General features: G+C 67.9%; 27 protein-coding genes and 1 riboswitch. Of the genes, 14 read left to right on the top strand and 13 right to left on the bottom strand.

Annotated features, from left to right (window positions below):
* Positions 1-2: 2 nt before the first annotated feature.
* Entirely contained in the window at positions 3-890 is an 888-nt protein-coding gene (locus tag C8261_RS13925; protein WP_107494330.1) for a DMT family transporter, read from the bottom strand.
* A gap of 130 nt (positions 891-1,020) precedes the next feature.
* Complete coding sequence (locus tag C8261_RS13920) at positions 1,021-1,746, bottom strand: YebC/PmpR family DNA-binding transcriptional regulator (RefSeq protein ID WP_107494329.1); 726 nt, start codon at positions 1,744-1,746, stop codon at positions 1,021-1,023.
* A gap of 121 nt (positions 1,747-1,867) precedes the next feature.
* Between C8261_RS13920 and C8261_RS13915 the strand changes: the two genes are divergently transcribed.
* Both C8261_RS13915 and C8261_RS13910 read left to right on the top strand, forming a co-directional pair.
* Positions 1,868-2,491: a hypothetical protein gene (locus C8261_RS13915; RefSeq protein ID WP_146161687.1), complete on the top strand. Its 624-nt coding sequence runs from the start codon at positions 1,868-1,870 to the stop codon at positions 2,489-2,491.
* A gap of 14 nt (positions 2,492-2,505) precedes the next feature.
* Complete coding sequence (locus tag C8261_RS13910) at positions 2,506-4,032, top strand: helicase HerA-like domain-containing protein (protein ID WP_107494327.1); 1,527 nt, start codon at positions 2,506-2,508, stop codon at positions 4,030-4,032.
* A gap of 8 nt (positions 4,033-4,040) precedes the next feature.
* Here C8261_RS13910 and C8261_RS13905 read toward each other — a convergent pair whose 3' ends face one another.
* Positions 4,041-6,065 (bottom strand): DUF1631 family protein, encoded by a 2,025-nt coding sequence (locus C8261_RS13905; RefSeq protein WP_107494326.1) that lies wholly within the window; start codon positions 6,063-6,065, stop codon positions 4,041-4,043.
* Between the two features lie 104 nt (positions 6,066-6,169).
* Between C8261_RS13905 and C8261_RS13900 the strand changes: the two genes are divergently transcribed.
* Positions 6,170-7,039 (top strand): DMT family transporter, encoded by an 870-nt coding sequence (locus C8261_RS13900; protein ID WP_235864930.1) that lies wholly within the window; start codon positions 6,170-6,172, stop codon positions 7,037-7,039.
* Between the two features lie 8 nt (positions 7,040-7,047).
* Here the strand turns inward: C8261_RS13900 and metF are convergent, their stop codons facing one another.
* The 5 genes from metF to ahcY form a co-directional block, all read right to left on the bottom strand.
* Entirely contained in the window at positions 7,048-7,893 is an 846-nt protein-coding gene (gene metF / locus C8261_RS13895; RefSeq protein WP_107494324.1) for a methylenetetrahydrofolate reductase [NAD(P)H], read from the bottom strand.
* Positions 7,894-7,911: 18 nt separating this feature from the next.
* Positions 7,912-8,340, bottom strand: coding sequence for a PIN domain-containing protein (locus tag C8261_RS13890; RefSeq protein WP_107494323.1), 429 nt, complete (start codon positions 8,338-8,340; stop codon positions 7,912-7,914).
* A complete protein-coding gene (locus tag C8261_RS17205) occupies positions 8,337-8,711 on the bottom strand; it encodes a FitA-like ribbon-helix-helix domain-containing protein (RefSeq protein ID WP_146161686.1) in 375 nt (124 codons plus the stop codon). Before C8261_RS17205 ends, C8261_RS13890 begins: the two co-directional genes overlap by 4 nt.
* A gap of 136 nt (positions 8,712-8,847) precedes the next feature.
* The gene (locus tag C8261_RS13885) at positions 8,848-9,696 is read right to left on the bottom strand and encodes a TlyA family RNA methyltransferase (protein ID WP_107494322.1); all 849 of its coding nucleotides are present in this window, start codon (positions 9,694-9,696) and stop codon (positions 8,848-8,850) included.
* Between the two features lie 30 nt (positions 9,697-9,726).
* On the bottom strand, positions 9,727-11,136 hold the full coding sequence (gene ahcY, locus C8261_RS13880) for an adenosylhomocysteinase (protein WP_107494321.1): 1,410 nt from the start codon (positions 11,134-11,136) through the stop codon (positions 9,727-9,729).
* 103 nt (positions 11,137-11,239) lie between these two features.
* Positions 11,240-11,337, bottom strand: a riboswitch (S-adenosyl-L-homocysteine riboswitch).
* 123 nt (positions 11,338-11,460) lie between these two features.
* Between ahcY and C8261_RS13875 the strand changes: the two genes are divergently transcribed.
* Both C8261_RS13875 and C8261_RS13870 read left to right on the top strand, forming a co-directional pair.
* Entirely contained in the window at positions 11,461-12,024 is a 564-nt protein-coding gene (locus tag C8261_RS13875; protein WP_107494320.1) for a hypothetical protein, read from the top strand.
* Entirely contained in the window at positions 12,021-12,380 is a 360-nt protein-coding gene (locus C8261_RS13870; RefSeq protein WP_107494319.1) for a hypothetical protein, read from the top strand. The genes C8261_RS13875 and C8261_RS13870 overlap by 4 nt, the downstream gene beginning before the upstream one ends.
* A 7-nt stretch (positions 12,381-12,387) precedes the next feature.
* Here C8261_RS13870 and C8261_RS13865 read toward each other — a convergent pair whose 3' ends face one another.
* Both C8261_RS13865 and metK read right to left on the bottom strand, forming a co-directional pair.
* The gene (locus tag C8261_RS13865; RefSeq protein ID WP_107494318.1) at positions 12,388-13,461 is read right to left on the bottom strand and encodes a calcium/sodium antiporter; all 1,074 of its coding nucleotides are present in this window, start codon (positions 13,459-13,461) and stop codon (positions 12,388-12,390) included.
* Positions 13,462-13,533: 72 nt separating this feature from the next.
* Positions 13,534-14,700: a methionine adenosyltransferase gene (gene metK / locus C8261_RS13860; RefSeq protein ID WP_107494317.1), complete on the bottom strand. Its 1,167-nt coding sequence runs from the start codon at positions 14,698-14,700 to the stop codon at positions 13,534-13,536.
* 225 nt (positions 14,701-14,925) lie between these two features.
* Between metK and C8261_RS13855 the strand changes: the two genes are divergently transcribed.
* Entirely contained in the window at positions 14,926-15,798 is an 873-nt protein-coding gene (locus C8261_RS13855; RefSeq protein WP_107494316.1) for a lysophospholipid acyltransferase family protein, read from the top strand.
* A gap of 49 nt (positions 15,799-15,847) precedes the next feature.
* Positions 15,848-16,720 carry a lysophospholipid acyltransferase family protein gene (locus tag C8261_RS13850; protein WP_107494388.1) on the top strand — a complete coding sequence of 291 codons (873 nt, stop codon included), beginning with the start codon at positions 15,848-15,850 and terminating at the stop codon, positions 16,718-16,720.
* Here C8261_RS13850 and C8261_RS13845 read toward each other — a convergent pair.
* Positions 16,714-16,950, bottom strand: coding sequence for a hypothetical protein (locus tag C8261_RS13845; protein ID WP_107494315.1), 237 nt, complete (start codon positions 16,948-16,950; stop codon positions 16,714-16,716). The genes C8261_RS13850 and C8261_RS13845 overlap by 7 nt on opposite strands.
* 85 nt (positions 16,951-17,035) lie before the next feature.
* Between C8261_RS13845 and dapF the strand changes: the two genes are divergently transcribed.
* The 7 genes from dapF (at position 17,036) to C8261_RS13810 (ending at position 22,508) form a co-directional block, all read left to right on the top strand.
* On the top strand, positions 17,036-17,869 hold the full coding sequence (gene dapF, locus C8261_RS13840) for a diaminopimelate epimerase (protein WP_107494314.1): 834 nt from the start codon (positions 17,036-17,038) through the stop codon (positions 17,867-17,869).
* Positions 17,870-17,920: 51 nt separating this feature from the next.
* A complete protein-coding gene (locus C8261_RS13835) occupies positions 17,921-18,571 on the top strand; it encodes a DUF484 family protein (RefSeq protein ID WP_107494313.1) in 651 nt (216 codons plus the stop codon).
* Between the two features lie 5 nt (positions 18,572-18,576).
* Complete coding sequence (xerC, locus tag C8261_RS13830; RefSeq protein ID WP_107494312.1) at positions 18,577-19,485, top strand: tyrosine recombinase XerC; 909 nt, start codon at positions 18,577-18,579, stop codon at positions 19,483-19,485.
* Positions 19,486-19,617: 132 nt separating this feature from the next.
* Positions 19,618-20,130: a helix-turn-helix domain-containing protein gene (locus C8261_RS13825; protein ID WP_235864929.1), complete on the top strand. Its 513-nt coding sequence runs from the start codon at positions 19,618-19,620 to the stop codon at positions 20,128-20,130.
* A gap of 7 nt (positions 20,131-20,137) precedes the next feature.
* A complete protein-coding gene (locus C8261_RS13820) occupies positions 20,138-20,359 on the top strand; it encodes a hypothetical protein (protein WP_107494311.1) in 222 nt (73 codons plus the stop codon).
* Positions 20,360-20,413: 54 nt separating this feature from the next.
* A complete protein-coding gene (locus C8261_RS13815) occupies positions 20,414-21,604 on the top strand; it encodes a class I SAM-dependent rRNA methyltransferase (protein WP_107494310.1) in 1,191 nt (396 codons plus the stop codon).
* A 556-nt stretch (positions 21,605-22,160) separates the two neighbouring features.
* Positions 22,161-22,508, top strand: a complete 348-nt coding sequence (locus tag C8261_RS13810; protein ID WP_107494309.1) for a DUF2249 domain-containing protein — start codon at positions 22,161-22,163, stop codon at positions 22,506-22,508.
* 39 nt (positions 22,509-22,547) lie between these two features.
* Here the strand turns inward: C8261_RS13810 and C8261_RS13805 are convergent, their stop codons facing one another.
* Both C8261_RS13805 and ruvB read right to left on the bottom strand, forming a co-directional pair.
* Positions 22,548-22,904 carry a hypothetical protein gene (locus C8261_RS13805; protein ID WP_107494308.1) on the bottom strand — a complete coding sequence of 119 codons (357 nt, stop codon included), beginning with the start codon at positions 22,902-22,904 and terminating at the stop codon, positions 22,548-22,550.
* 27 nt (positions 22,905-22,931) lie between these two features.
* Positions 22,932-23,990, bottom strand: coding sequence for a Holliday junction branch migration DNA helicase RuvB (gene ruvB, locus C8261_RS13800; RefSeq protein WP_107494307.1), 1,059 nt, complete (start codon positions 23,988-23,990; stop codon positions 22,932-22,934).
* Positions 23,991-24,072: the final 82 nt, after the last annotated feature.

Below are 24,072 nucleotides of genomic sequence, written 5' to 3'. Positions count from 1 at the left end.
TACTATGCCCTGCGCGCCAGCCAGACGCCACAGACCGCGATGATCATGCCGGCCAGCGCCGGCGGGCCGAGGGTCTCGCCGAACATCGCCCAGGCGATCAGCGCGGTGGTCGGCGGGGTGAGATAGAACAGGCTGGCGACGTTGACCGCGCTGCCATTGCGGATCAGCAGGTTGAGCAGGCTGATCGCCCCCAGTGAGAGCACCAGCACCAGCCACAGCAGGGCGAAGACGAACTCGCCCTGCCAGTCGATGACCATGGTTTCGGTCTGGCTGGCGAGGACTGCGGTGAGCGCCAGCGTAGGCAGGAACTGGATCACCGAGCCGGTGCGCAGGTCGAAGCGCGGGCAGAAGCGCTTCTGGTAGAGCGTGCCGAGGGTGATGGCGAACAGTGCGACCACGGCCGGCAGCAATGGCTGCCACAGGCTTGTTGCGGCGTCGGCAGCCATGCCGGCCTTGTCGCCGACCACCAGGGCGACCCCGGCAAAGCCCAATGCCAGCCCTGCCCACTGGCGCCCCGATACCCGTTCGCCGAGCAGCCAGCCCGCGCCCAGGGCGGTGAGCAGGGGCTGCATGCCGACCACCAGCGCGGTGACGCCGGCCGGCAGGCCGCGGTCGATGGCGACGAAGACGCCGCCGAGATAACAGGCCTGCAGCAGCACCCCGGCGATGCCGATGTGCAGGTATTCACGCGGGCTCTGCGGCCACGGCGCGCGTGCTGCCAGCGCCAGCAGCAGCATCAGGGCGATGACCAGCACGTAGCGTGTGGACAGGAAGCTCAGCGGCTCGGCGTAGGGCAGGCCGTACTTGGCGCCGATGAAGCCGGTGCTCCACAGCAGCACGAAGAGCAGTGGCGCAACGCTGGTCAGCAGGGTCTGGCGGGAAAGTGTCATGCACGCATGGTGCCGCGTCCGCAGCGGCGGCTGCAGTGACACGTCGATGCGCTTCCACCGGTACGCCTGCGGGGGCGTAAACGCCGACGGGCCGCAGTGGCGGCCCGTCGGTGGAAGCCTGCGCGGGGGCTCAGTCTTCGAGCACTGCGGAGGTATACACCTCCTGCACGTCGTCGAGGCTTTCGAGGGCGTCAAGGAGCTTCTGCATGCGCACGGCGTCGTCGCCGGCAAGCTCGGTCTCGTTGGCAGGTTTCATGCTGACCTCGCCGAACTCGGCGGTGAAGCCGGCCTTTTCCAGCGCTTCCTTGACCGCGGTGAATTCCCACGGCCCGGTGATGACTTCGATGGAGCCGTCGTCATTGCTGACGACGTCTTCGGCGCCGGCCTCCAGCGCCGCTTCCATCAGCGCATCCTCGTTGGTGCCGGGGGCGAACATCAGCTGGCCGCAGTGCTTGAACTGGAAGGCCACGCAGCCGTCGGTGCCCATGTTGCCACCGTACTTGGAGAAGGCGTGGCGCACGTCGGCGACGGTGCGGGTCTTGTTGTCGGTGAGGCAATCGACCATTACCGCAGCGCCGCCGATGCCGTAGCCTTCGTAGCGGGCCTCCTCGTAGGTGACCCCTTCGAGCTGGCCGGTGCCGCGCTTGATGGCATTCTCGATGTTGTCCTTGGGCATGGACTCGCCCTTGGCCTTGTCGACCGCCAGGCGCAGGCGCGGATTGGCGCTCAGGTCGCCGCCGCCGAGCTTGGCGGCAACGGTGATCTCCTTGATCAGCTTGGTGAAGATCTTGCCGCGCCTGGCGTCCTGACGCCCCTTGCGGTGCTGGATGTTGGCCCACTTGGAATGACCAGCCATGGGAATGTCCTCGATACTGCCGGTGGATGGAAAACTGGGGCGGCATTATACCCGCCCGCGCGCACGGCGGGCGCGCGGCGGTGGTATGCTCGGCGGGTCAAGAAACGCGGAGCAAGGAATCATGCGAATTTATCTCATGCGTGCGCTGCTGGCCTGCGCGGCGCTGTGTCCGGCGCCGCTGCTGGCGCAAGTGGAGATCAGCTATCACGGCTGCACCGATGCCCATGGCGCACCGGTAGCGACCCTGCTCGATCCGGCCCTCGACGTGGTGGTGGCCAGCCGTGTCGATGCCGCCGCGGCGCGCATCGTGTATAACCCCGAGGTGCTGCCGCAACTGGGCGAGCAGGTGCGGATGTTCTTCTACGCCCAAACCTGTGCGCGGCACAACCTCGGCCTGCCCCTGCTCGACACCCTGAGTGCCGAGCAGGCCGCGCGCGCCGATTGCGCCGCGCTGGAAAGCCTGTTGCGTTCCGGCCTGGTGCAGCCCGCCGGGGTGGCGGCGCTGCAGGCCGCGCTGCAGTTCTCCGCGGCGGAGTGGCTGGTGCTGCCGGGGCCGCCGCGCGACTTCGACCTTGCCGCCTGCCAGCGCCGCATCGCCAGCCGCCCGTCGCTGAGCGCGCCGCCTGCCGGCCAGGAGGCCTGGAACGCCTGCGTGCGGGTGTGCGGCGAAGTCCTGCGGGCCTGCCGCGGCAGCGCCTGCGCGGCGGATTACGAGCGCTGCGTGGCGCGTTGCAATGCCGACTGAACGGAGCTGAAGCCATGACCGAACCCCTGCTCATCGCCCGCAGTGGCGGCAACTCCATCCACCTGCTGCCGCGCCTGGCCAACCGCCACGGCCTCATCACCGGCGCCACCGGCACCGGCAAGACGGTAACCCTGCAGAAGATGGCGGAAATGTTCGCCAGCATCGGCGTGCCGGTGTTCATGGCCGACGTCAAGGGCGATCTCTCCGGCATCGGCGCTCCCGGTGTGGCCTCCGAGCGCCTGCTGCAGCGTCTGGCGGCGATCGGCATCGACAGTTTCGAGCCGCGCGCATGCACGGCGGTGTTCTGGGACGTCTTCGGCGCTGCCGGGCATCCGGTGCGCGCCACCATCTCCGACATGGGGCCGCTGCTGCTCGCCCGCCTGCTCAATCTCAACGACATCCAGTCCGGTGTGCTGCAGCTGGTGTTCAAGATCGCCGACGATCAGGGGCTGCTGCTCCTCGATCTGAAGGACCTGCGCGCCATGGTGCAGCACGTCGGCGACAACGCGAAGACCTACACCACCGGTTACGGCAACGTCTCTGCGGCCTCCATCGGCGCCATCCAGCGTGGCCTGCTGGGCCTGGAGCAGGAGGGCGGCGAGCGCTTCTTCGGCGAACCGATGCTCGATCTCGCCGACCTCATGCAGACTGACGCGCAGGGCCGCGGGGTGGTCAACATCCTCGCCGCCGAGCGCCTCTACAACTCGCCGAAGCTGTATTCCACCTTCCTGCTGTGGATGCTCGCCGAACTCTTTGAGCAACTGCCCGAGGTCGGCGACGTCGACAAGCCCCGGCTGGTATTCTTCTTCGACGAGGCCCACCTGCTGTTCAACGATGCGCCGAAGGCGCTGGTCGACAAGATCGAGCAGGTGGTGCGGCTGATCCGCTCCAAGGGCGTGGGGGTGTATTTCGTCACCCAGAGCCCGGCGGACATCCCCGACAGCGTCCTCGGCCAGCTCGGCAACCGCGTCCAGCACGCGCTGCGCGCCTTCACGCCGCGCGACCAGCGCGCGGTGAAGACGGCGGCGGAGACCATGCGCGCCAACCCGGCCTTCGACGCCGCGGCGGCGATCACCGAACTTGGCGTCGGCGAGGCGCTGGTGTCCTTCCTCGACGACAAGGGCCGTCCGGAGGTCGTCGAGCGCGCAGCCATCGTCGCGCCGGTGTCGCGCATGGGGCCGCTGGATGCGGATGAACGCAGGGCGGCGATCCGCGCCTCGGTGCTATACGGCCACTACGAGCAGGAAGTGGATCGCGAGTCGGCCTATGAAATGCTTCGTGCCCAGGCCGAAGCCGGGGCTGCGCGCAGCGCCCAAGGCGGCGGGCGTGCGGCGCCTGCGGGGCAGGGGCAGCCCGCGGGCGGTGGCGGTTCGGGGGTCGCCGATCTGCTCTTCGGCTCCACCGGGCCGCGCGGCGGCAAACGCGACGGGCTGGTACAGGTGGCCGCGAAGACGGTAACGCGCACGGTGGGCAGCGCGCTCGGGCGGCAGATCGTCCGCGGTTTGCTGGGTTCCTTGCTGGGCGGCAGCAGCCGGCGCTGAGCGCCGCCTCAGCCGCTGTGCCCCAGTGCCTGGCGCGCGGCGCGTTCGCAGAAGCCCTGTTGGTCCAGCACGCGGCAGTGATGCGCGGCGGCGAGTTCGCCGAGGGCGCGGCGGGTGGCGGCGAGTACCGTCGGGGTGTCGGGGTCGGCGAGCAGCAGCAGGCGCTGACTGGGCCCGGTCCACACCACGCAACCGCGCAGGCTGCCGCCTTCCGGCAGATCGATCTCCAGCCAGTGCCCGGGGCTGGCAGTGGCCGCCGGGTGTGGGCTGATTGCCGCCGGGGCGTGGCCGAGGTGATGGAGGATGCGCAGGCCGTTGGCTCCTACCGGCGCGCTCAGCACGGCCTTCGCCGGGGCGGCTGGCGTCACGGCTGGCAGGGGCTTGCCGGTGATCAGTGCGCCGTGCATGGCCATGCACTGCGCCAGTGCCTTGTCGCGCGCGGCTTCGTCCAGTCCCAGTGCGGCCAGCCCCAGATGCAGCTCGCGTACCAGCGCCGGCAGACCCTGCAGCCAGCTCTGCCGCCCAGGGGGATCGGCGGGCGGGTAGGCGCTGCGGATCAGGCGGTCGGCAAGGGCAACGCTGTGGCGCCACTGCGCATGGCCGTCGCCGTGGGTGTAGTGCAGGCGGGCGAGCAGCAGCAGCCACGACGAAGCGAGAAAATTGCTCACCGCCGCCGGGGTGTCGGCGCTCATCAGTGCGTTGATCGCGCGGGTGGCGAGGAGCAGGGAGTTTTCCCGCCGCTCGGCACGTTCGGCGAGCTCGCTGGCGGGTGGTGCCAGCGCAGCGGCGGCGCGGCGGCGCTCGTCTACGAGGGCCTTGAGCTGTGCCTGGACATCGACGTAGGCGGCGGCCTCGGCGGCTGTGGACAGCTGGCGGGTGAGGATGTCCAGGGTGGGGATGAGGGCGTGGTCGCCTGCGCAGTCACGCCCCAGCGTGGCACCCAGTGCGACCAGCGCATCGAGCGTGGCACGGGCGGGGTGGGCGCTGTCGTCGAGCAGCGCGGGGTCGGTGAGGGCGAGGCGCAGGAAGGAGATCCGCAGCCTTCCGAGCAGTTCCGCCACTGCGGGGGCGAGGGCTTCATGGCCGGCGAGGGTGTCGAAGATGCACTCCACGACGGCGACCGCGGCGGCACTGTGCGGTGGCAGCAGTGTGGCCAGTTCGCTGCTGGCAAGCTGAGGCGGGGCGGCATTGTCCTGCTGGGCGGCGAGCCAGTCCAGCACTTGCTGGCGGATGCCGGCGACGAGGGCGGGGTCGAGCGCCACCTGATCGCTTCCCGGGGGCAGCCCCGGGCGGCGGGCGAGGAGCTGGCGGTGGAGGTCGGCGAGCGCATTGGCGCCCCCCGGCGGCGCTGTCTGGGCTTCACCCGCAGGGGGGCGGGCGGCAGGGGGGGCTGCGCTGGTGGCAGGGGCGGCGGCAGGCGGGGGTGGCCGGCGGGCGGGCTGTGCCGGCTTCTCGGCCAGTCCGGCACTGTCGAACTGCGCGATCAGGTCGCGGTACAGCACCCGCAGCGCGCTGCCGAGGGGGTCGGCGCTGCGCTCGACGAAGCGCAGGCGCTGCTCGGGGTCGAGGCCGACGGCATCTGCGAGGGCGCGCAAGGCCCGGCAAACGGCCTCCGGGCCCACCGGGGTCTGCTCGACGGCGGCATTGTGCTGCTGCAGCAGGACCATGAAGTGACGGTGCAGGCGGACCAGCTCGGCACTGCAGCGCTCACGCAGGCGGCGGGCGAGGTCGGTGAGTTCAAGGGTGAATTCGAGGTCTGACTCATGCACCAGACTGATCCGCGAGGCGGTCAGCCCCTGGGCCTGTTCGAAGCCGCGGCGGTCCTTCAGTCCGGCCAGTTCGTCGAAGCACTCGCCGGCGGCGGCAAGAAAGGGCTCGACCCACCGTGCCTCGGTGAAGCCCATGTCACGGGCGAATCCGCCCAGGCAGTCGAGCAGCGCGGCGCGGCTGCGGTCGCGCAGGTTGCCCTGCAAGGGCTGGCGGGGAGCGGGGGCGTCGGTCATCGGCGTATCTGCGGCGGTATCGATGTCCATTATCGGCTACTTGGCGCGATAATGCCCAGCATGGGGCGTTGTGCGCTGCGGCGGCAGGTGCCGCTACAGTCGTGGGAGGCAGGGTGGCGGGGCAGGGAACGGGAGTGGGGCTGCTGTTTGCGCTGGTGGGCGCGGTGGGGTTTTCCTTCAAGGCCATCCTCGTCAAACTCGCCTATCGCCACGGTGTCGATGCGGAAACCCTGCTCGCCCTGCGCATGGCCTATGCGCTGCCCTTCTTCCTGATCATGGCGCTGGTCGCCGGGCGGCGTGCGGTGCGCCCGCTCGGGCGGCGTGACTGGAGCGCGCTGGCGACGCTGGGTTTCCTGGGCTATTACCTGGCGAGCTATCTGGACTTTCTCGGCCTGCAGTACATCACCGCGGCACTCGAGCGCCTCATCCTCTTCCTCTATCCGACCCTGGTCATCGTCCTCTCCGCGCTCTTACTCGGCAAGCCGGTGACGCGGCGCATGGGGGTGGCGCTGGCTCTGTGCTATCTGGGTGTGGCGCTGGCACTTGGCCACGACCTGCAGGTCGGCGGCGAGTTGCGTGAGGTTGCGCTCGGCACCGCCCTGGTGTTCGGCAGTGCGCTGGCCTATGCGCTGTACCTGATGGGCAACGGCGAGGTGGTCGGGCGGCTGGGGTCGATGCGGGTGACCGCGGTGGCGACCAGCATCGCCTGCGTGTTCTGTCTCGCCCAGTTCTTCGCCCTGCGGCCACCGGCAACGCTGCTGCAGCCCTGGCCGGTGCATGGACTGGCGCTGGCGATGGCACTGTTTTCGACCGTTGCGCCGGTGTGGCTGGTGTCCGAGGCGATCCGCCGCCTGGGGGCGGGGCCGGTGTCGCTGACCGGCACCCTGGGGCCGGTGGTGACCATCTTCCTCGGCTGGCTGATGCTCGACGAGATCATCGGCGGCGCGCAGATTGCCGGCGCCGCGCTGGTGATCGCCGGCGTGCTGGTGATGGCACGCCGTTGAATCACTGATCAGTGTGCCTGCGGCATCAGCCCGAGGCGCTCGCAGATTGCCAGCGTCGCTTCGGCCTGGTTCATGCTGTAGAAGTGCAGGCCGGGCGCGCCGGCTTCGAGCAGGCGCTGGCACAGCTCGGTGACCACATCGAGGCCGAAGGCCTTCACCGAAGCGCTGTCGTCGCCGAAGCTCTCGAACTTGCGGCGCATCCAGCGCGGAATCTCGGCGCCGCAGGCGTCGGAGAAGCGCGCCAGCTTGCTGAAGCTGGAGATCGGCATGATGCCGGGGACGATGGGGATGTCCACGTCGAGCGCGCGGGCTTCATCGACGAAGTGCAGATAGGCGTCGATGTTGTAGAAATACTGCGTGATCGCCGAATCGGCGCCGGCGGCGACCTTGCGCTGGAAGGCGATGAGGTCGTCGCGCGGGCTTTTTGCCTGCGGGTGCCACTCGGGATAGGCGGCGACCTCGATGCGGAAGCGCTGCCCGCTTTCCGCGCGGATGAACTCCACCAGTTCGTTGGCGTAGCGGAATTCGCCGGCAGTGCCGACCCCGGAGGGCAGGTCGCCGCGCAGTGCGACGATGCGGCGGATGCCGGCGGCGTCGTATTCGTCGAGGATGTCGCGCAGCTGGGCGCGGCTGGAGCCGATGCAGGAGAGGTGGGGGGCGGCCTCGAAGCCCGCGGCAGCGATCTCCTGCACGGTGGCGAAGGTGCGCTCGCGGGTGGAGCCGCCGGCGCCGTAGGTGACCGAGAAAAAGGCCGGCTGCAGCACGGCGAGTTGATCACGCACGGTGCGCAGCTTTTCGGCCCCTTCGGTGGTCTGCGGGGGGAAGAATTCGATGGAGAGTTCAGGTGTGTGCATGTCGCATCCAGAGGCAATTTAAGGTTCTGTCTGGCCGAGAAAGGGATTGAAGACCGCTACCCCGTCGTAGCGCTGGCCGTGGTTCAGATCCTCGCTGATGACTGTGTGGGCGCCCAGGCGGCGAGCAGCGCACAGGATGGTTGCGTCCCAGTGGCTGAGCTGGTGGCGTTCACGCAAGGAAAGCGCCTCGAGCACGAGCTCGCGGTCCATGGGCTGAACCGGACGGTAGTTGGCGAACTGCTCCACCAGGCGGCGAGGGGCGTCGGTGGGCAGGCCGTGGCGGGGTTGGCGGGCGTTGGCGTAGAACTCCATCAGCACTTGGGTGGATAGACCCCAGTCGGTGCGTGCGATCCATTCCCGCGCCAGCGCTCGCCTGCCTGCATGGTCGGCCGCCAGTGAGGTGGCGTAGATCAGGATGTTGGTGTCGAGGAAGTAGCCCGGGGTCATGGACGGTAATCAGCCCTCAGTTCCTGCACAAGGTGATCGATCTCGCGCGTCAGGCCACGATCGTTGGCCTGCTCGCGCGTGAGCACAGGGGCCTTGCCCCAATGCGTGCCAGCGACGATACGGTCAAGTTCGAATAGCAGGTCATCGGGCGCCTTCTCCTGCGCAGACGGGGCTTGTGGGCTGGGTCTCCGTTTGCGTGCCCGAGAGGGGGTGGGGGGCTCGGCCCTTTCGGCTGGATTGTGCGTGGCAAGCAGGGTTTCCAGCGTGTGCATCAGTTCACCCTGGACGGAGCGATGATTGCGTGCAGCCAGTCTACGCAGCCGCGCAGCCATTTCGTCAGGTACCTGTTTGATGGTCAGTGTGACTGGCATGGGTTTGTGCCTATGGTTCCATAATGCATCCATTATGGCTGGCCGCTACGCCGACGGCAACTCGCCCCGCCGGGTGGGGACGCCGCGCAGTTTTTCGGTGCCTTCCGCGGTTTGCGGGGAAAGCCGGGTCGAGCGTTCAGCCTTGTGCATGCTGCATCCAGATAAAGAACTCGTGGTTGCCGTCGGTGCCAGTGATCGGTGAACTGAGCCAGCTCTTCACCTTCAACCTGCAGGCTGCGGCGCAACTCTGCAGTCGGGCTTCCACAACTGCATAAAGCCTGGTGTCGCGCACGATACCGCCTTTGGAGAGTCCTCGCGGACCGACCTCGAACTGCGGCTTGATCAGCAGCAGCAGGTCGCCGTCGGCGGCGAGCAGCGCCGGCAGTTGCGGCAGCACCAGGGTCATCGAGATGAAGGAGACGTCGCCGACGATCAGGTCGAAACCGCCGGCCGGCATGGCGTCGCCGAGATCGGCGGCGGTCAGTGAGCGGCAGTTGATGCCTTCCAGTGCGGTGACGCGTCCGTCGCCTTTCAGCTTGGCGTGCAGTTGGCCGTGACCGACATCGACGCCGACCACTTTCGCGGCGCCGGCCTGCAGCAGGCAGTCGGTGAAGCCGCCGGTGGATTGCCCGACATCGAGGCAGGTCCTGCCGGCGACAGCGAGACCGGTGTGCGCCAGGGCGCCGGCCAGCTTGAGGCCGCCGCGCGAAACGTAGCGGTCGCTTTCGTCTTCGACAACGCTTAGGACGGCGTCGGCCGGCAGTCCCAGAGACGGCTTGGTGATTGCCTTGCCGTCGACGAGTACCCTGCCTTCGCCGATCAGCCGCTGCGCCTGCGTGCGCGACGCTGCCAGTCCGTGCTGGACCAGCAGGGCGTCGGCGCGCAGCAGGCCGTGGCGGTCGACCGGCGTCTTGACCGGCTTTTCGTCCGCTTTTGCCAGCTGAGGCCGACCGCCCTGGCGGGCATGGAAGGAGTTCATGCTCATCGGGGCGGTCTCGGTGGCAGCTGCGGACGGTCAGTAGCGGTAGTGGTCGGTCTTGTACGGGCCTTCCACCGGCACGCCGATATAGTCGGCCTGCTGTTGCGTCAGCGTCGTCAATTGCACGTTGAGCGTCTTCAGTTGCAGGCGGGCGACCTTCTCGTCGAGGTGCTTGGGCAGCGTATAGACACCCACCGGGTAGTCGGCGGTCTTGGTAAACAGCTCGATCTGGGCGATGGTCTGGTTGGCGAACGACGAGGACATCACGTAGGACGGATGGCCGGTGCCGCAACCGAGGTTCACCAGGCGACCCTTGGCGAGCAGGATGATGCGCTTGCCGTCCGGGAAGATGACGTGGTCGACTTGCGGCTTGATCTCTTCCCACTGGTACTTTTCCAGCGAGGCGACGTCGATTTCGTTGTCGAAGTGGCCGATGTTGCAAACGATGGCGTTGTTCTTCATCGCGGCCATGTGGTCATGGGTGATGACGTGGAAGTTGCCGGTCGTGGTGACGAAGATGTCGGCCTTGTCGGCGGCGTATTCCATGGTGACCACGCGATAGCCTTCCATGGCGGCCTGCAGGGCGCAGATCGGGTCGATTTCGGTAACCCAGACCTGGGCCGACAGGGCCCGCAGGGCCTGGGCAGAACCCTTGCCCACGTCGCCGTAGCCGCAGACGACGGCGATCTTGCCGGCGACCATGACGTCGGTGGCGCGCTTGATGCCATCGACCAGCGACTCGCGGCAACCGTAGAGGTTGTCGAACTTGGACTTGGTCACCGAGTCATTGACGTTGATCGCCGGGAACTTGAGGTCGCCGCGGGCATGCATCTGGTACAGGCGATGGACGCCGGTGGTGGTTTCCTCGGTCACGCCCTTGATCTGCGTCAGGCGCACCGAGTACCAGGTCGGATCGACGGCCAGCTTGGCCTTGATCGCGGCGAAGAGGATGGTTTCTTCTTCCGAACCCGGCTTGGCCAGCACCGAGATGTCCTTCTCGGCCTTGGCGCCGAGGTGCAGCAGCAGCGTTGCGTCGCCGCCGTCGTCGAGGATCATGTTCGAGTAGCCGCCGTCGGCCCATTCGAAGATGCGGTGGGTGTAGTCCCAGTATTCGGTCAGCGATTCGCCCTTCACCGCGAACACCGGGATGCCCTCGGCCGCGATGGCGGCGGCGGCGTGATCCTGGGTCGAGAAGATGTTGCACGAGGCCCAGCGGACTTCGGCGCCGAGCGCGGTCAGCGTCTCGATCAGCACCGCGGTCTGGATGGTCATGTGCAGCGAGCCGGTGATGCGCGCACCCTTCAGGGGCTGGCTGGCGGCGTACTCCTCGCGGATCGCCATCAGGCCCGGCATCTCGGTTTCGGCGATACGGATTTCCTTGCGGCCCCAGTCGGCCAGCGAGAGGTCGGCAATCACGTAATCATTGAATTCAGCCACAGCGTCCATGTGAAGCTCCATGCTATGGCCGGGGGGGGAGGGGGAAAGACACAGCGGCTCACCCGGCATCCCCAACCCGGCAGGGTTGAGAAGCGAAACGCGCTCGGAGCGTTTCGGGTGAGCGCCGTTCAAACGGCCACAGCAGCGGAGCCGTGGCTTTCCGAGCCTGGGGGCCGGCTCATGCGGCACCTCGCAGCGCTCCTCGGAACCTGGCGATTATAGCAACCGCAGCAGCCAAGTGGTGCTCGTGCGCGTGATGGATTTGGCGGGCGTTGACGTTGTCATTTTTGTTCTAGAATAATGAGCATCCAAGCATTCCGCAGGCAGTACGCAATGAGCCGCTCTGGCCCTTTCTTCGCATTCCCCGCGGCTCTCGCATTGACTGCCGGGCTCACCCTCGGTGCGTGCACGACTGTGCCTGTGACGCAGGCCTACGTGCAGGTCGGTGCGACGCCCGGACTGCGTCTGCACGTGCCGCTGTCCGAACTGATGCGTGGGCGTGTGCTGGCAGATCCGGTCACCCTCGCGTTCGCAGGTGGTGGCATCGTGTCTGCGGAACTGTTGAGCGCTGAGGACATAGGCTTTCCCCTGCAGATGGATGTCTTGCCGGCCTATCTGCTCGGGATGCGTGGCACGGAGGTGTTTGCTGGCCTTGCCGATATCCAGCGGCATGAACTCGACGAACTACGGCGCATGCTCTTGGAAGAACTGGGCGGATCGATCGACAGCCTGCAGTTTGAAACCGCGGAAGGGCGCGGGTATGCCGGTCTCGGAGGCTCCCGTTCAGTGTTGTTCCTGCTTGTTGATGCCAATCCGGATGTCATCATGCAGGTTCGTTTCTCAGGGTTCGCTGCAGAGACGGTAGAGCGTCTCTTCATCAGGAGTTTGCGCAAATGAGCGCCAGTCACCCGCTTGCCGCGAGCGAGCAGAACGCGCTCTTCAGGATATTGCGCGCGCTCTTCGGGCCGTCAAATCACAATGTCCTGAGGGCCGCTCAGCATCTCTTCAATACCGCCACGCTAGCCGAAACCGAGGCATTGCTGACGGATCTTCGGCGCTGCAATCGGCGTATCCAGGAGCTGTTGGCCGGTCTTGCCGGGGGTGTTTCCCTTGCGGCGAAGGGTTGGTTGCGCAAGCTGCTGGAAAAGCTGGCGGAGGAACTCGGCAGCGCGGCGTTCTCAATGGAGAGCCCAGCCTGCAGGAACGTGCTTGCCGCACATCGGCGCGCAAGGATCCTGATGACCTTCATGTGACCGTCCGTCAGTGCGACCGCCCGTTGTGGCGCATGATGGATACGATCAGGGTGATCACCGTCAGCGGCATCACATAGCTGAGCATGATCCCGGAGAAGGCTGGCAGCGCGTTGTGCTGCTGCGCGGAAAGCACCAGCCAGGCGGTGTAGGCGGCATAGTAGCCAAGGAATACGCCGCCCTCCCAGCGTGCGATCTCGCGCCCGGTGATGAGGATGGGCAGGCAGGCGAAGGCTACCGCCAGCATCACCCAGAGGTCGAAGTTGCGTGCCGCTTCGGGGACCGGGATGCCGGTAGCCGACACCAGGCCGGTGGCGCCGATGACGGCGAAGATGTTGAAGACGTTGCTGCCCACCACATTGCCTACGGCAATGTCGCGCTGGCCGCGCAGCGCGGCGACGATGGAGGTGGCGACCTCCGGCATCGATGTGCCGACGGCGACGATGGTCAGGCCGATCACCAGGTCGCTGACGCCGAAGGCCTGGGCCACGGCCACCGCGGCATCCACCAGCCAGTCCGCACCCAGCACCAGCAGTGCGAGGCCGCCGACGATGAGGGCGGCCTGCACGCTCCAGTGGCGGTCCCAGTCGGAGCTGGGGATCTCGCTGGCGAATTCCTCTTCGACTTCACGCGAGGCCCGCCGCGACTGGCGGATCAGGAAGACCGTGTAGGCGATCACCAGCGCGAAGAGTATGGCGCCTTCCAGCCGGCTGATGCTGCCATCGAGGGCCATGACCACCATCAGCACGGAGGCGCCGATCATGATCGGCACTTCCTGGCGGATGATCTGCTCGGCCACCAGCAGCGGGGTGATCAGCGCGGAGATGCCGAGGATGAGCAGGATGTTGGCGATGTTGCTGCCGATGACGTTGCCGATCGCCAGATCCGGAGTGCCGCCCAGGGTTGCGCCCACCGATACGGCCAGTTCGGGCGCGCTGGTGCCGAAGGCGACCACGGTGAGTCCGACCACCAGTGGCGAGATGCCAAAGGTGACGGCCAGGCGCGAGGCGCCGCGGACCATGGCATCAGCCCCCACCACCAGGGTGACGAGGCCGAGGGCGAGCATCAGGAAATGGGTCAGCATGGCATCAGTTGAGGCAGCAGTGGGGCGCCAGAATAACAGCGGCCGCCCTCGGCGGGCGGCCGCTGCAAGCGCTTACAGTCCGGCGGCGGCGCGCAGTGCGGCGGCCTTGTCGGTACGTTCCCAGGTGAACTCCGGCTCCTCGCGGCCGAAGTGGCCGTAGGCTGCGCTCTTGGCGTAGATCGGACGCAGCAGGTCGAGGGTCTGGATGATGGCCTTGGGACGCAGGTCGAAGTGAACGGCGATCAGCTCGGCGATCTGCTCGTCGCTGATCTTGCCGGTGCCGAAGGTGTCGACCATCAGGCTGACCGGTCTGGCCACGCCGATGGCGTAAGCGACCTGTACTTCGCACCTGTCGGCGAGTCCGGCGGCAACCACGTTCTTGGCCACGTAGCGGCCGGCGTAGGCGGCCGAACGGTCAACCTTGGAGGGGTCCTTGCCGGAGAATGCCCCGCCGCCGTGGTGGGCCGCGCCACCGTAGGTGTCGACGATGATCTTGCGCCCGGTGAGGCCGCAGTCGCCGTGCGGGCCGCCAATGACGAAGCGCCCGGTGGGGTTGATCAGGTAGCGCACCTTGTCGCCGAGCAGTTCCTTGGGCAGCACCGGCTTGATCACTTCCTCGATCACCGCTTCACTGATCTGCGCGTGGGAGACCTCCGGGCTGTGCTGGGTGGACACCACCACGGTGTCGATGGCCACCGGCTTGCCGTCCACGTACTTCACCGTGAGCTGGCTCTTGGCGTCCGGGCGCAGCCACGGCAGACGGCCATCCTTGCGCAGCTCGGCCTGGCGCTGCATGATGCGGTGCGCATAGTAGATGGGCAGCGGCATCAGGCTGGGGGTTTCGTTGCAGGCGTAGCCGAACATCAGACCCTGGTCGCCGGCGCCCTGATCGAGATCGAGACCCTCGCCCTCATTGACGCCCTGGGCAATGTCCGGGGACTGACGGTTGATGGCGGTGAGGATGGCGCAGGACTTGTAGTCGAAGCCGGTGGCCGAGTCGTCGTAGCCGATGCGGCGGATGACGTCCTGGGCGATTTCCTTGTAGTTGGGGTGCGCGGTGGTGGTGATTTCACCGGAGATCACCACCAGGCCGGTGGAGACCAGCGTTTCGCAGGCCACGCGGGCCTTCGGGTCCTCGGCGAGGATGGCGTCGAGGATGCCGTCGGAGACCTGGTCGGCAACCTTGTCGGGATGGCCTTCGGAAACCGATTCGGAGGTAAAGAGGAATTCTCTGGACATGCGTGCTGCTCCTGAACGACAAAATCCCCGGGTGTGGCGTCGTCGCCGGCTCCGGGGATTGGTCGAGCAGCTGACGCTTTAGCAGAATTTCTTGCGCGCCCTGTAAGCTTGCGCCCGCCCTGCAAGTTGTCGTATTAACTCGGCGGCTAAGCGATAATTATAGTCCTTGTCAGTCCGCGGTCAAACCCCGCTCCTTGCGGGTGCCTTCCGGCCGCCCTTGCGAACGTGTTTACAGAGCTCATCTTCCGCGTGCTTTCCCGCCTGCCGCTGGCCTGGCTGCACCGCCTCGGCGGCTGGGCAGGCTGGGTGGTGTATCGCCTCGATGCGGGCTACCGCCGCCGTCTGCACGACAATCTTTACCGTGCCCTGGGCCGCGAGGATGGCGCCGTGCTGCGCGCTGCGGTGCGGGAAGCCGGTCGCCAGGCGCTGGAGCTGCCGTGGCTGTGGCTGCGTCCGGTGGAGGAGGTGGCGGCAAGCGTGCAGCGGGTGGAGGGTTGGCAACTGGTCGAGGATGCTGTCGAAGGTGGCGCCGGCATCCTCTTCCTCACCCCCCATCTGGGCTGCTTCGAGATCACCGGACAATACCTTGCCACTCACATGCCGATCACCGCACTTTACCGGCCACCGCGCAAGGCTGCGCTGCAGCCGCTGATGGAGGCCGGGCGCACGCGCGGGCAGATGAGCACGGCGCCCGCCGATCTTTCCGGCGTCCGCAAACTGGTCAAGGCTCTGCGCAGCAACCAGGCCGTGGGCATGCTGCCCGACCAGGCGCCGGGGGTCGGCGAGGGCGTGTGGGCGCCATTCTTCCGCCGTCCGGCGTGGACCATGACGCTGGCTGCGCGCATGGCCGAGGTGAAGGGCGTGCGGGTGATCTACACCTGGGCCGAACGGCTGCCGCGCGGGCAGGGCTATGTGCTGCGCTTCAGCCTCGGCCGGGAAGACATTGCCGGCGACACCGTGGCGCGGTGCGCGGCGATCAACCGCGACATCGAGCATCTCATCCTCTCCTGCCCGCAGCAGTACCTGTGGGGCTATGACCGCTACAAGCGCCCCAAGGGGGTGCCGCCGCCCGCAGCCGACGACGGGGCGCAGCGCTGAGATGGGGCGCAGACGCAGCAAGGCGGGTGATGGCGTGGGGGCACGGCTGCTGAGCCGGGTGGGTGTGGCTGCACTTTGGCTGCTGCACTGGCTGCCGTTGCCTGTGCTGGCCGCCTGCGGCCAGGCGCTGGGGCGCGTGCTGTGGTGGTTTGCACGCGGCCGTCGCAGCGTCGTGCTGACCAACCTGCGGCTGTGCTTCCCGGAGCTTGACGAGGGCGCACGGCGCGCCCTGGCGCGCCGCCATTTCGGCGTGCTCGGGCGCAGTCTGCTGGAGCGCAGCCTGCTGTGGTGGGCGCCGCGCGCGCGCCTGCTGCGTCTGGTGAGCTTCGCCGACGAGGGGCGGGTGGATGAACTGCTTGCCGGCGGGCGGCCGGTGATCCTGCTGGCGCCGCATTTCGTCGGTCTCGACATGGGGGGCACGCGGGTCACCATGAGTTTCGACATCGTCAGCATCTACGCCCGCCAGAGCAATGCGGTGTTCGACCGCTGGTTCTTCCACGGCCGCAGCCGTTTCGGCGACCAGCTGCTGCTCGCCCGCGAGGACGGCGCGCGCCCGACGGTGAAGGCGATGAAGGCCGGCCGTCCCTTCTATTACCTGCCGGACATGGATTACCGCCGCAAGGATTCGATCTTCGTACCCTTCTTCGGCGTGCCGGCGGCCACCATTACCGGCCTGTCGCGCCTGTCGCGTCTTGCCGGTGCCGCGGTGGTGCCGTGCGTGACCCGCATGCTGCCGGGCGGGCAGGGTTATCGCATCGAGACCGGCGAGCCGTGGGCGGACTTCCCCACCGACGACGTCGCCGCCGATACCCTGCGCATGAATCGCTGGCTGGAGACGGTGGTGCGCACCATGCCCGAGCAGTACTACTGGGTGCACCGCCGCTTCAAGACCCGCCCGCCGGGCGAGCCCAGGCTTTATTGATCGGCACGGTCGCGGTCGGCGAGGCGCTGCAGGGCGATCGGAAAGCCCGCGCTGCCAAGCAGGGCCGCGGCCGAGACGAGCAATGCGAGACCGGCGCCGGCGCCGCCGAGCAGGGGATGCACCGCGGCAAAGTCGCCGACCAGCAGGACAATGCCGGCGAGCAGGCAGAGTACGCCGGGGATCGCCAGCAGCCAGGCAAGGACGGGAATGTGGAGAGCGGGTCGGTCCATGGCAGGATTGTCGCACGGCGCGGGTGGACGCGCTGCACGCGCTAGAGGACAATCCCGCCATCACTACGGGCGACACACCATTTCCATGCAACTGCGCTTCACCAAGATGCACGGCCTGGGCAACGACTTCGTCGTCGTCGATGCCACCCGCACGCCCTTCGCACTCGACGCGGTGCGCATCCGGCAACTGGCCGACCGCCACTGCGGCATCGGCTTCGACCAGTTGCTGGTGGTCGAGCCGGCCACTCAGGCCGGGGTCGATTTCCGCTACCGCATCTTCAATGCTGATGGCGGCGAGGTCGAGCAGTGCGGCAATGGTGCGCGCTGCTTTGCCCGCTTCGTTCATGACAAGGGCCTCAGTGCAAAGCGCGAGATTCGTGTCGAGACGCGTGCGGGCATCATCGCCCCGCGACTCGAGGACGACGGCCAGGTGACCGTGGACATGGGTGTGCCGGTTCTGGAGCCGGCGCAGATCCCCTTTGTTTCGGATTCTTGCGCTGCTGTCCAGCCCCTGGAGGTGGACGGACAGACCCTGGCGATCACCGCGCTGTCGATGGGCAATCCCCATGCCGTACAGGTGGTGGCCAGCGTCGATGCCGCGGCGGTGGCCGAGCTCGGGCCGCTGATCGAGTCCCACCCGCGCTTCCCTGCCCGTGTCAATGCCGGTTTCATGGAGGTGGTGGCCGCAGACCGCATCCGCCTGCGCGTCTACGAGCGCGGCGCCGGCGAGACCCTGGCCTGCGGCACCGGCGCCTGTGCGGCGGTGGTGGCGGGCATCCTGCGTGGTCTGCTGGCCTCGTCGGTGCGGGTGGAGACCCGCGGCGGCGAGCTGCAGATTGCCTGGCAGGGCCCCGGTACGCCGGTGCTGATGACCGGCCCGGCGGTGACCGTTTTCGAGGGCGAGGCCGAACTCGCCTGATGCCCATCCGACCCGTGGCGGCGCCCCGCCGTCGTCCAGGAGCCCATGTTGATGAATGCCGATGACGTTGTCCGCTATCTGCGCGAACATCCCGATTTTCTCGCCCATCACGGCGAGTTGTTCACCGAGCTCACCGTTCCCCATCCGCACGGCGGGCAGGCCATTTCGCTGGCCGAGCGCCAGCTCCATGCGCTGCGCGAGAAGATCCGCCAACTCGAGGGCAAGCTCGCCGAGCTGATCCGCTTCGGCGAGGAGAACGACGAGATCAGCGACAAGGTCCACCGCTTCTCCCTCGCCCTGCTCGAAGCGTCCGACTACGAGAGCCTGCGCCACGCGCTGTTCCACAACATGCGCGAGGATTTTGCCGTGCCTCAGGTGGCCCTGCGCATCTGGAACAGCGTGATCCGTCATGACAGCGACGACTTCGCCGAGGTCAGCGAGGCGGTGCGCTTTCTCGCCGGCGATCTGCACCAGCCCTACTGCGGAGCGCCGGGCAACATCGAGGTCGTCGGCTGGTTCGGCGAGGCCGCTCCACACGTGCGTTCGGTGGCGCTGGTACCGCTGCGCCGCCAGACCCAGGTGATCGGGCTGCTGGTGCTGGGCAGCGAGGAGGCAGAGCGTTTCTATGCCGAGATGGGCACCCTCTATCTCGGCCGCATTGGCGAACTGGTGTCCACGGCGGTGCTGCGCCAGCTCGGCTGAAAGACATGGATGCCCGGCTGGCGGCAGACGACCCGGAGTGGCTGCGCGACTACCTCGGCTGGCTGGCCAGCCAGCGCCGCGCGGCGCCGCTGACCCTGGAAAACTACCGCCGCGATCTGCTCGCCCTGCAGCGCCTGGCCGGCACCACTGCGGTCGACGCGCTTGCCGCCCATGATATCCGCCGCTTCGTGGCCCGTCTCCACGGCGAAGGGCTCGGCGGGCGTTCCATTGCCCGCCGGCTGTCGGCCTGGCGTGGCCTCTTCGCGTGGCTGGTGCGCCACCGCGGCATGGCGCTCAACCCTGCGCTGGGCATTCGCCCGCCGCGTTCGCCGCGGCGCCTGCCCAAGGCGCTGTCGCCCGATCAGGCGCAGGGCCTGCTCGATGGCGGCGATGGCGAAGGCGTCTTGCAGCTGCGCGATCGCGCGATGTTCGAACTGCTCTATTCCTCCGGCCTGCGGCTGGCCGAACTTGCCGCGCTCGATGTCGGCGGCGACGTCGACGCCGCCCAGGGGCTGGTCACTGTCCTTGGCAAGCGGGGCAAGAAGCGCATCGTGCCGGTAGGCACGGCGGCCCTGCAGGCACTGGCCGACTGGCTGGCTGTGCGCGGCGAGGTGGCGGCGGCCGACGAGGCCGCGCTGTTCGTCAGCCGCCAGGGTGGGCGGCTCAGCGGCGGGGCGATCCGCGCCCGTCTGGCACGCTGGGCACGCGAGGCCGGTGTCGGTGTTCACGTACACCCGCACATGCTGCGCCACAGCTTTGCCAGTCACGTCCTGCAGTCCAGCGGCGACCTGCGCGCGGTGCAGGAACTGCTCGGCCACGCCAGCATCCAGAGCACGCAGGTCTATACTCATCTTGATTACCAGCATCTGGCGCGGGTGTACGATGCCGCGCATCCGCGCGCGCGCAAGTCCTGAGGCCGTTTTCAGGCCTCTCCCCAAAATGGGGATCGGCCCGATCCTCGCGCCTTGCCGCTTCAGGTATGCTCGTCGCAACAACCAATACAACGACACTCCTGGGAGGCCTCTGGCGAGGCAGGGAGGCGGGCAATGAGTACCACGATCACGACCCCACAGACAGAACGCCCTGCCGCCGGCAGCGGCGCAGATCACGTCCACGGCCAGCGTCTGCTGCGCAACGTCGCGCTCTTGCTGGCGCGTTACGAAGTGCGCAAGCTGCGCCGGACCTTTGAGGAATTCGAGCGCGACATCCTGCTGCCCATCCTGCTCGGCGAGATCGCCCTGCACAATCTCGGCGAGCTCGAGAACGGGCATGAGAAGAGCGAGCGCGGGAGTCCGGCGGAGGACGACCAGCCCTGTGACCAGCGTGTGCTGCGTCCGTGCAATGCCTACTCCATCGCTGCCGCCACCGGCCTGCCGCGCGAGACGGTGCGCCGCAAGATCGTCCGTCTGGTCGAGCTGGGCTGGATCAACCGCCGCCACAATGGTCACCTCTACATCAGCTCCGACGCCCTCAGCCGCTTCGGCGAGGTCCTGCAGTCGCGCGAACTGCCCGAACTGCTGGCCATCGCCGACCAGGCGCGCCGGTTGATGGCGCGCTGAAGGGGGCATGGAGGAGCGCGCACGGCGCATCGTCGCCATCCTCGAAGCCGAGGTGAAGGCGATCTGCGCCGACGCCGGACTCCATCCTGAGTCCCTGGAGGGCCTGTGCGACGGCCTGGAGCGTGACGACGAGTGCTGCCGCATGCTCTCCGCGCCGGTGCGTGACGCCCTCCTCAGCCTGCTGCAACTGCGCCGCGACATGCTGGCCATCCGGGTGCATCACCGCTGAGCGGCGCGACGGGGTAGACTGCGCCTCCCTGACTGTCTTCCCCCCTCTCATCCCATGGCCCGACTCATCCTCAAACCCGGCAAGGAACGTTCCCTGCTGCGCCGCCATCCGTGGGTCTTTGCTGGCTCGGTGGCCGAACTCGATGGCCGCGCGCGCGCGGGCGACACCGTCGAGGTGCTCAACGCCGATGGTCGCGTGCTGGCGCGTGCCGCCTGGTCGCCGGAGTCGCAGATCCGCGCCCGGGTGTGGAGTTTCGACGTCGAGGCGAGCATCGACCACGCCTTCTTCAAGCGCAAGGTGGCCGCAGCGGTGGCGCGCCGCAGTGCGCACCCGCTGCTCGCCGGGCAGGCCGGGCTGCGCCTGATCCACGGCGAGTCGGACGGTCTGCCCGGGGTGATTGCCGACCGCTACGGCGACGTGGTGGTGATGCAGCTCACCAGTGCCGGGGCGGACAAATGGCGCGCTGCCATCGTCGGCGCGCTGGTCCAGGCCACAGGCTGCACGGCGGTGTACGAGCGTTCCGATTCCGAGGTGCGCGGCCTGGAGGGCCTGCCGCCCACGGCCGGTTGTGTGCATGGCGAACTGCCGGCCGGGCCGCTGACCATCGTCGAGAACGGCGTCACCATGGAAGTGGACGTGGTCGGCGGGCACAAGACGGGTTTCTATCTCGACCAGCGCGACAACCGTCTGCTCACCGGCCGCCTGGCGGCCGGCCGCCAGGTGCTCAACTGCTTCTGTTACACCGGGGGCTTCTCGCTGCAGGCGCTGGCCGGCGGTGCGGCCGGCGTGCTGTCGATCGACTCCTCGGGGCCGGCGCTGGCCGGTGCGCAGCGCAACCTTGCGCACAACCCCCAGCTTGATGCGAGCCGTGCCGAATGGCGTGAGGACGACGTCTTCCAGGCCCTGCGGGCGCTGCGCGCGGAAGGGCGCAGGTTCGACCTGATCGTGCTCGATCCGCCCAAGTTCGCACCTTCGGCCGCGCATGCGGAACGCGCCGCGCGCGCCTACAAGGACATCAACATGCTCGGCTTCCGCCTGCTCAACCCGGGCGGCATCCTGATGAGCTATTCCTGCTCCGGCGGCGTGGGGCTGGAACTGTTCCAGAAGATCGTCGCCGGCGCGGCGATCGATGCCGGCGTGGACGCGCGCATCATCCACCGCCTGGCCGCCGCGGCGGACCACCCGGTGGGTCTGGCGGTGCCCGAGGGTGAGTATCTCAAGGGCCTGGCCTGCCAGGTGGGCTGAGCGTCGTCCGCGGATTCTTGTTCTGGCTCAAGGCGGGGGCGGGCACGCATCCCTAGTGTAGTGGTGCGTTCTTGATGGAACTTATCTGAAGCCTAGCAAGTTCACGTTGCAGCGGCCTCCTCCTCGTGTGCCGCGGAGCGAATTAGCAGGTTCCTTCCCCTTCAAGGGGGCGAAGCCGGGGTTTCGCGAAGCATGCTTCGCGCCGGCTGAGCGGGCCGGCTGTGCAAAGCCGGCCCTGGACAGGACAGGATGGGGATGGGTTTCTTGTAGGCGCTTCGGAGTCTACCCATCCCCACCCCAACCCGGGAGTCTCCGCTACGCTACGCCGCTACGCAGGCGGCGAGCGGTGCTCGCCGAAACCCCTGCTCCGCCCCCTTGAAGGGGAGGGAGCTTCGTTGTGCAAACTTAAGTTCCCGCAAGAGTGAAACACTACACGAGAGCCTGTTCTCATTCGCGCTGGCGACCGCCATGGCGAATGAGAACAGGCCCTAGGATGCGGTGCAGCGTCACGCCCCGCCAAGCGGGCGGGCGCCCCCGACTCCAGGAGAGAGAATCCATGAACGAACTGCCCCTGTTCAACGAATCCGTATTTCCCTTCGATGCCCGCGGCGTCGCCAAGCGCTTCCGCCATGCCGCCATCTTCGGCGCGCTGGAAGCGCTGATGGATGGCGAGACCATGCGTTTCGTGAACGACCATGATCCCCTGCCGCTGCTCGGCCAGATCCGCCAGCGCTATGGCGACCAGGTCAGCATCGAGTACGTGGCGCGCGATCCCGGCAACATCGTCATCGACTTCGCCATCTGTCTGAGCCCCCGAGAGCAGGACAAGACCCCGGCGGAAAGCGCGCCGGTCGGTGGCGGCTGCGGCGGTGGTGGCGGCGGCTGCGGCTGCTCGGGCGGCTGAGCGGCTTCCCGCCGGGCCGAATCGCGGCCAAGGCCGCGCCTACACGCCGTCAGGACGCGGGGCTGTCGCTTCCCGGTGGTGCGGGCTGGGGCCGTGTTCGCCGACGTGGAAGGCGGTGCCGATCAGCGCCAGGGCGAGCATCAGCAGCATGAAGTAGCGCACCTGCCAGTGGCGCGGTGGCGCCTTGCCGCTGCCGCGCCCGGCATGGCGTTTCACGCTCAGCCCCAGCCAGGCCACCAGCAGCAGCCCGGCACCGAGCAGGCGCGAGGACGTACCACTGAAGTACACCCCGTGCGAGGGGTCATGGCGTGCCGGCATGAAGAACTCCGGCCCGTTCAGCAGCCAGGCGCCGCCGAACACGCACAGCAGGATGACGAAGGCCTGGAAGGTGCGCACGGCGGGCGCTGGCGTGTCGAGCGCGGCTCAGCCGGCGTCCGGCCACAGCTCGCCGCTGGCCATGCGGCCCGGCGGGGTGAGGCCGAAGTGCTGCCAGATCGCCGGCGTGGCCATGCGCCCGCGCGGCGTGCGCTGCAGGTAGCCCTGCTGGATCAAAAAGGGTTCCAGCACGTCCTCGATGGTGTCGGGCGACTCGCCCACCGAGGCGGCCAGGTTGTCCAGGCCCACCGGTCCGCCGCCGAACTTCTCCAGCATTGCGCCGAGCAGCTTGCGGTCCATCAGATCGAGGCCGAGATGATCCACGTCCAGCATGGTCAGGGCGGCATCCGCCACCGCGGCGGTGATGTGTCCGCCCGCCTTCACCTCGGCATAGTCGCGCACCCGGCGCAGCAGGCGGTTGGCGATGCGCGGGGTGCCGCGCGCGCGGCGTGCGATCTCGAAGGCCCCCGCGTCGTCGATCGCCACATTGAGCAGGCCGGCCGAGCGCCCGACGATGTAGCCGAGCTCCTCCGGGGTGTAGAACTCGAGGCGCGAGACGATGCCGAAACGGTCGCGCAGCGGGTTGGTCAGCATGCCGGCGCGGGTGGTGGCGCCCACCAGGGTGAAGGGCGGCAGGTCGAGCTTTACCGAGCGTGCGGCCGGGCCTTCGCCGATCATGATGTCGATCTGGAAATCCTCCAGCGCCGGGTAGAGGATCTCTTCGACCACCGGCGAGAGACGGTGGATCTCGTCGATGAACAGCACGTCATGCGGTTCGAGGTTGGTCAGCAGCGCGGCCAGGTCGCCGGCGCGCTCCAGCACCGGGCCGGAGGTCTGGCGCAGATTGACGCCCATCTCCGCGGCGACGATGTGTGCCAGTGTGGTCTTGCCCAGCCCGGGGGGGCCGAACAGCAGCACGTGGTCGAGCGCTTCGTGGCGATTGCGCGCGGCCTGGATGAAGATCTCCAGCTGCTCGCGGATCTTCTGCTGGCCGACATAGTCGGCCAGGCGCTTGGGGCGCAGCGCGCGCTCGATGGCGTCTTCCTGGCGGTCGGTCGGCTGCGGCGAGATCAGGCGCGGCGCCTGGAGTTTGTCCGTTTCGATCATGGAGAGAAGTTTAGCCGAAGGCGCTGCCCGCTCCGCCCATCGCGTGGACAAAAAAACGGGGAGCCGAAGCTCCCCACTGCGC

It is taken from the genome of Pseudothauera lacus (assembly GCF_003034845.1).
GTDB classification, from domain to species: Bacteria; Pseudomonadota; Gammaproteobacteria; order Burkholderiales; family Rhodocyclaceae; genus Pseudothauera; species Pseudothauera lacus.
Note: the sequence above shows the minus strand (reverse complement) of the source record. Positions and strands in the feature narration are given on the sequence as shown.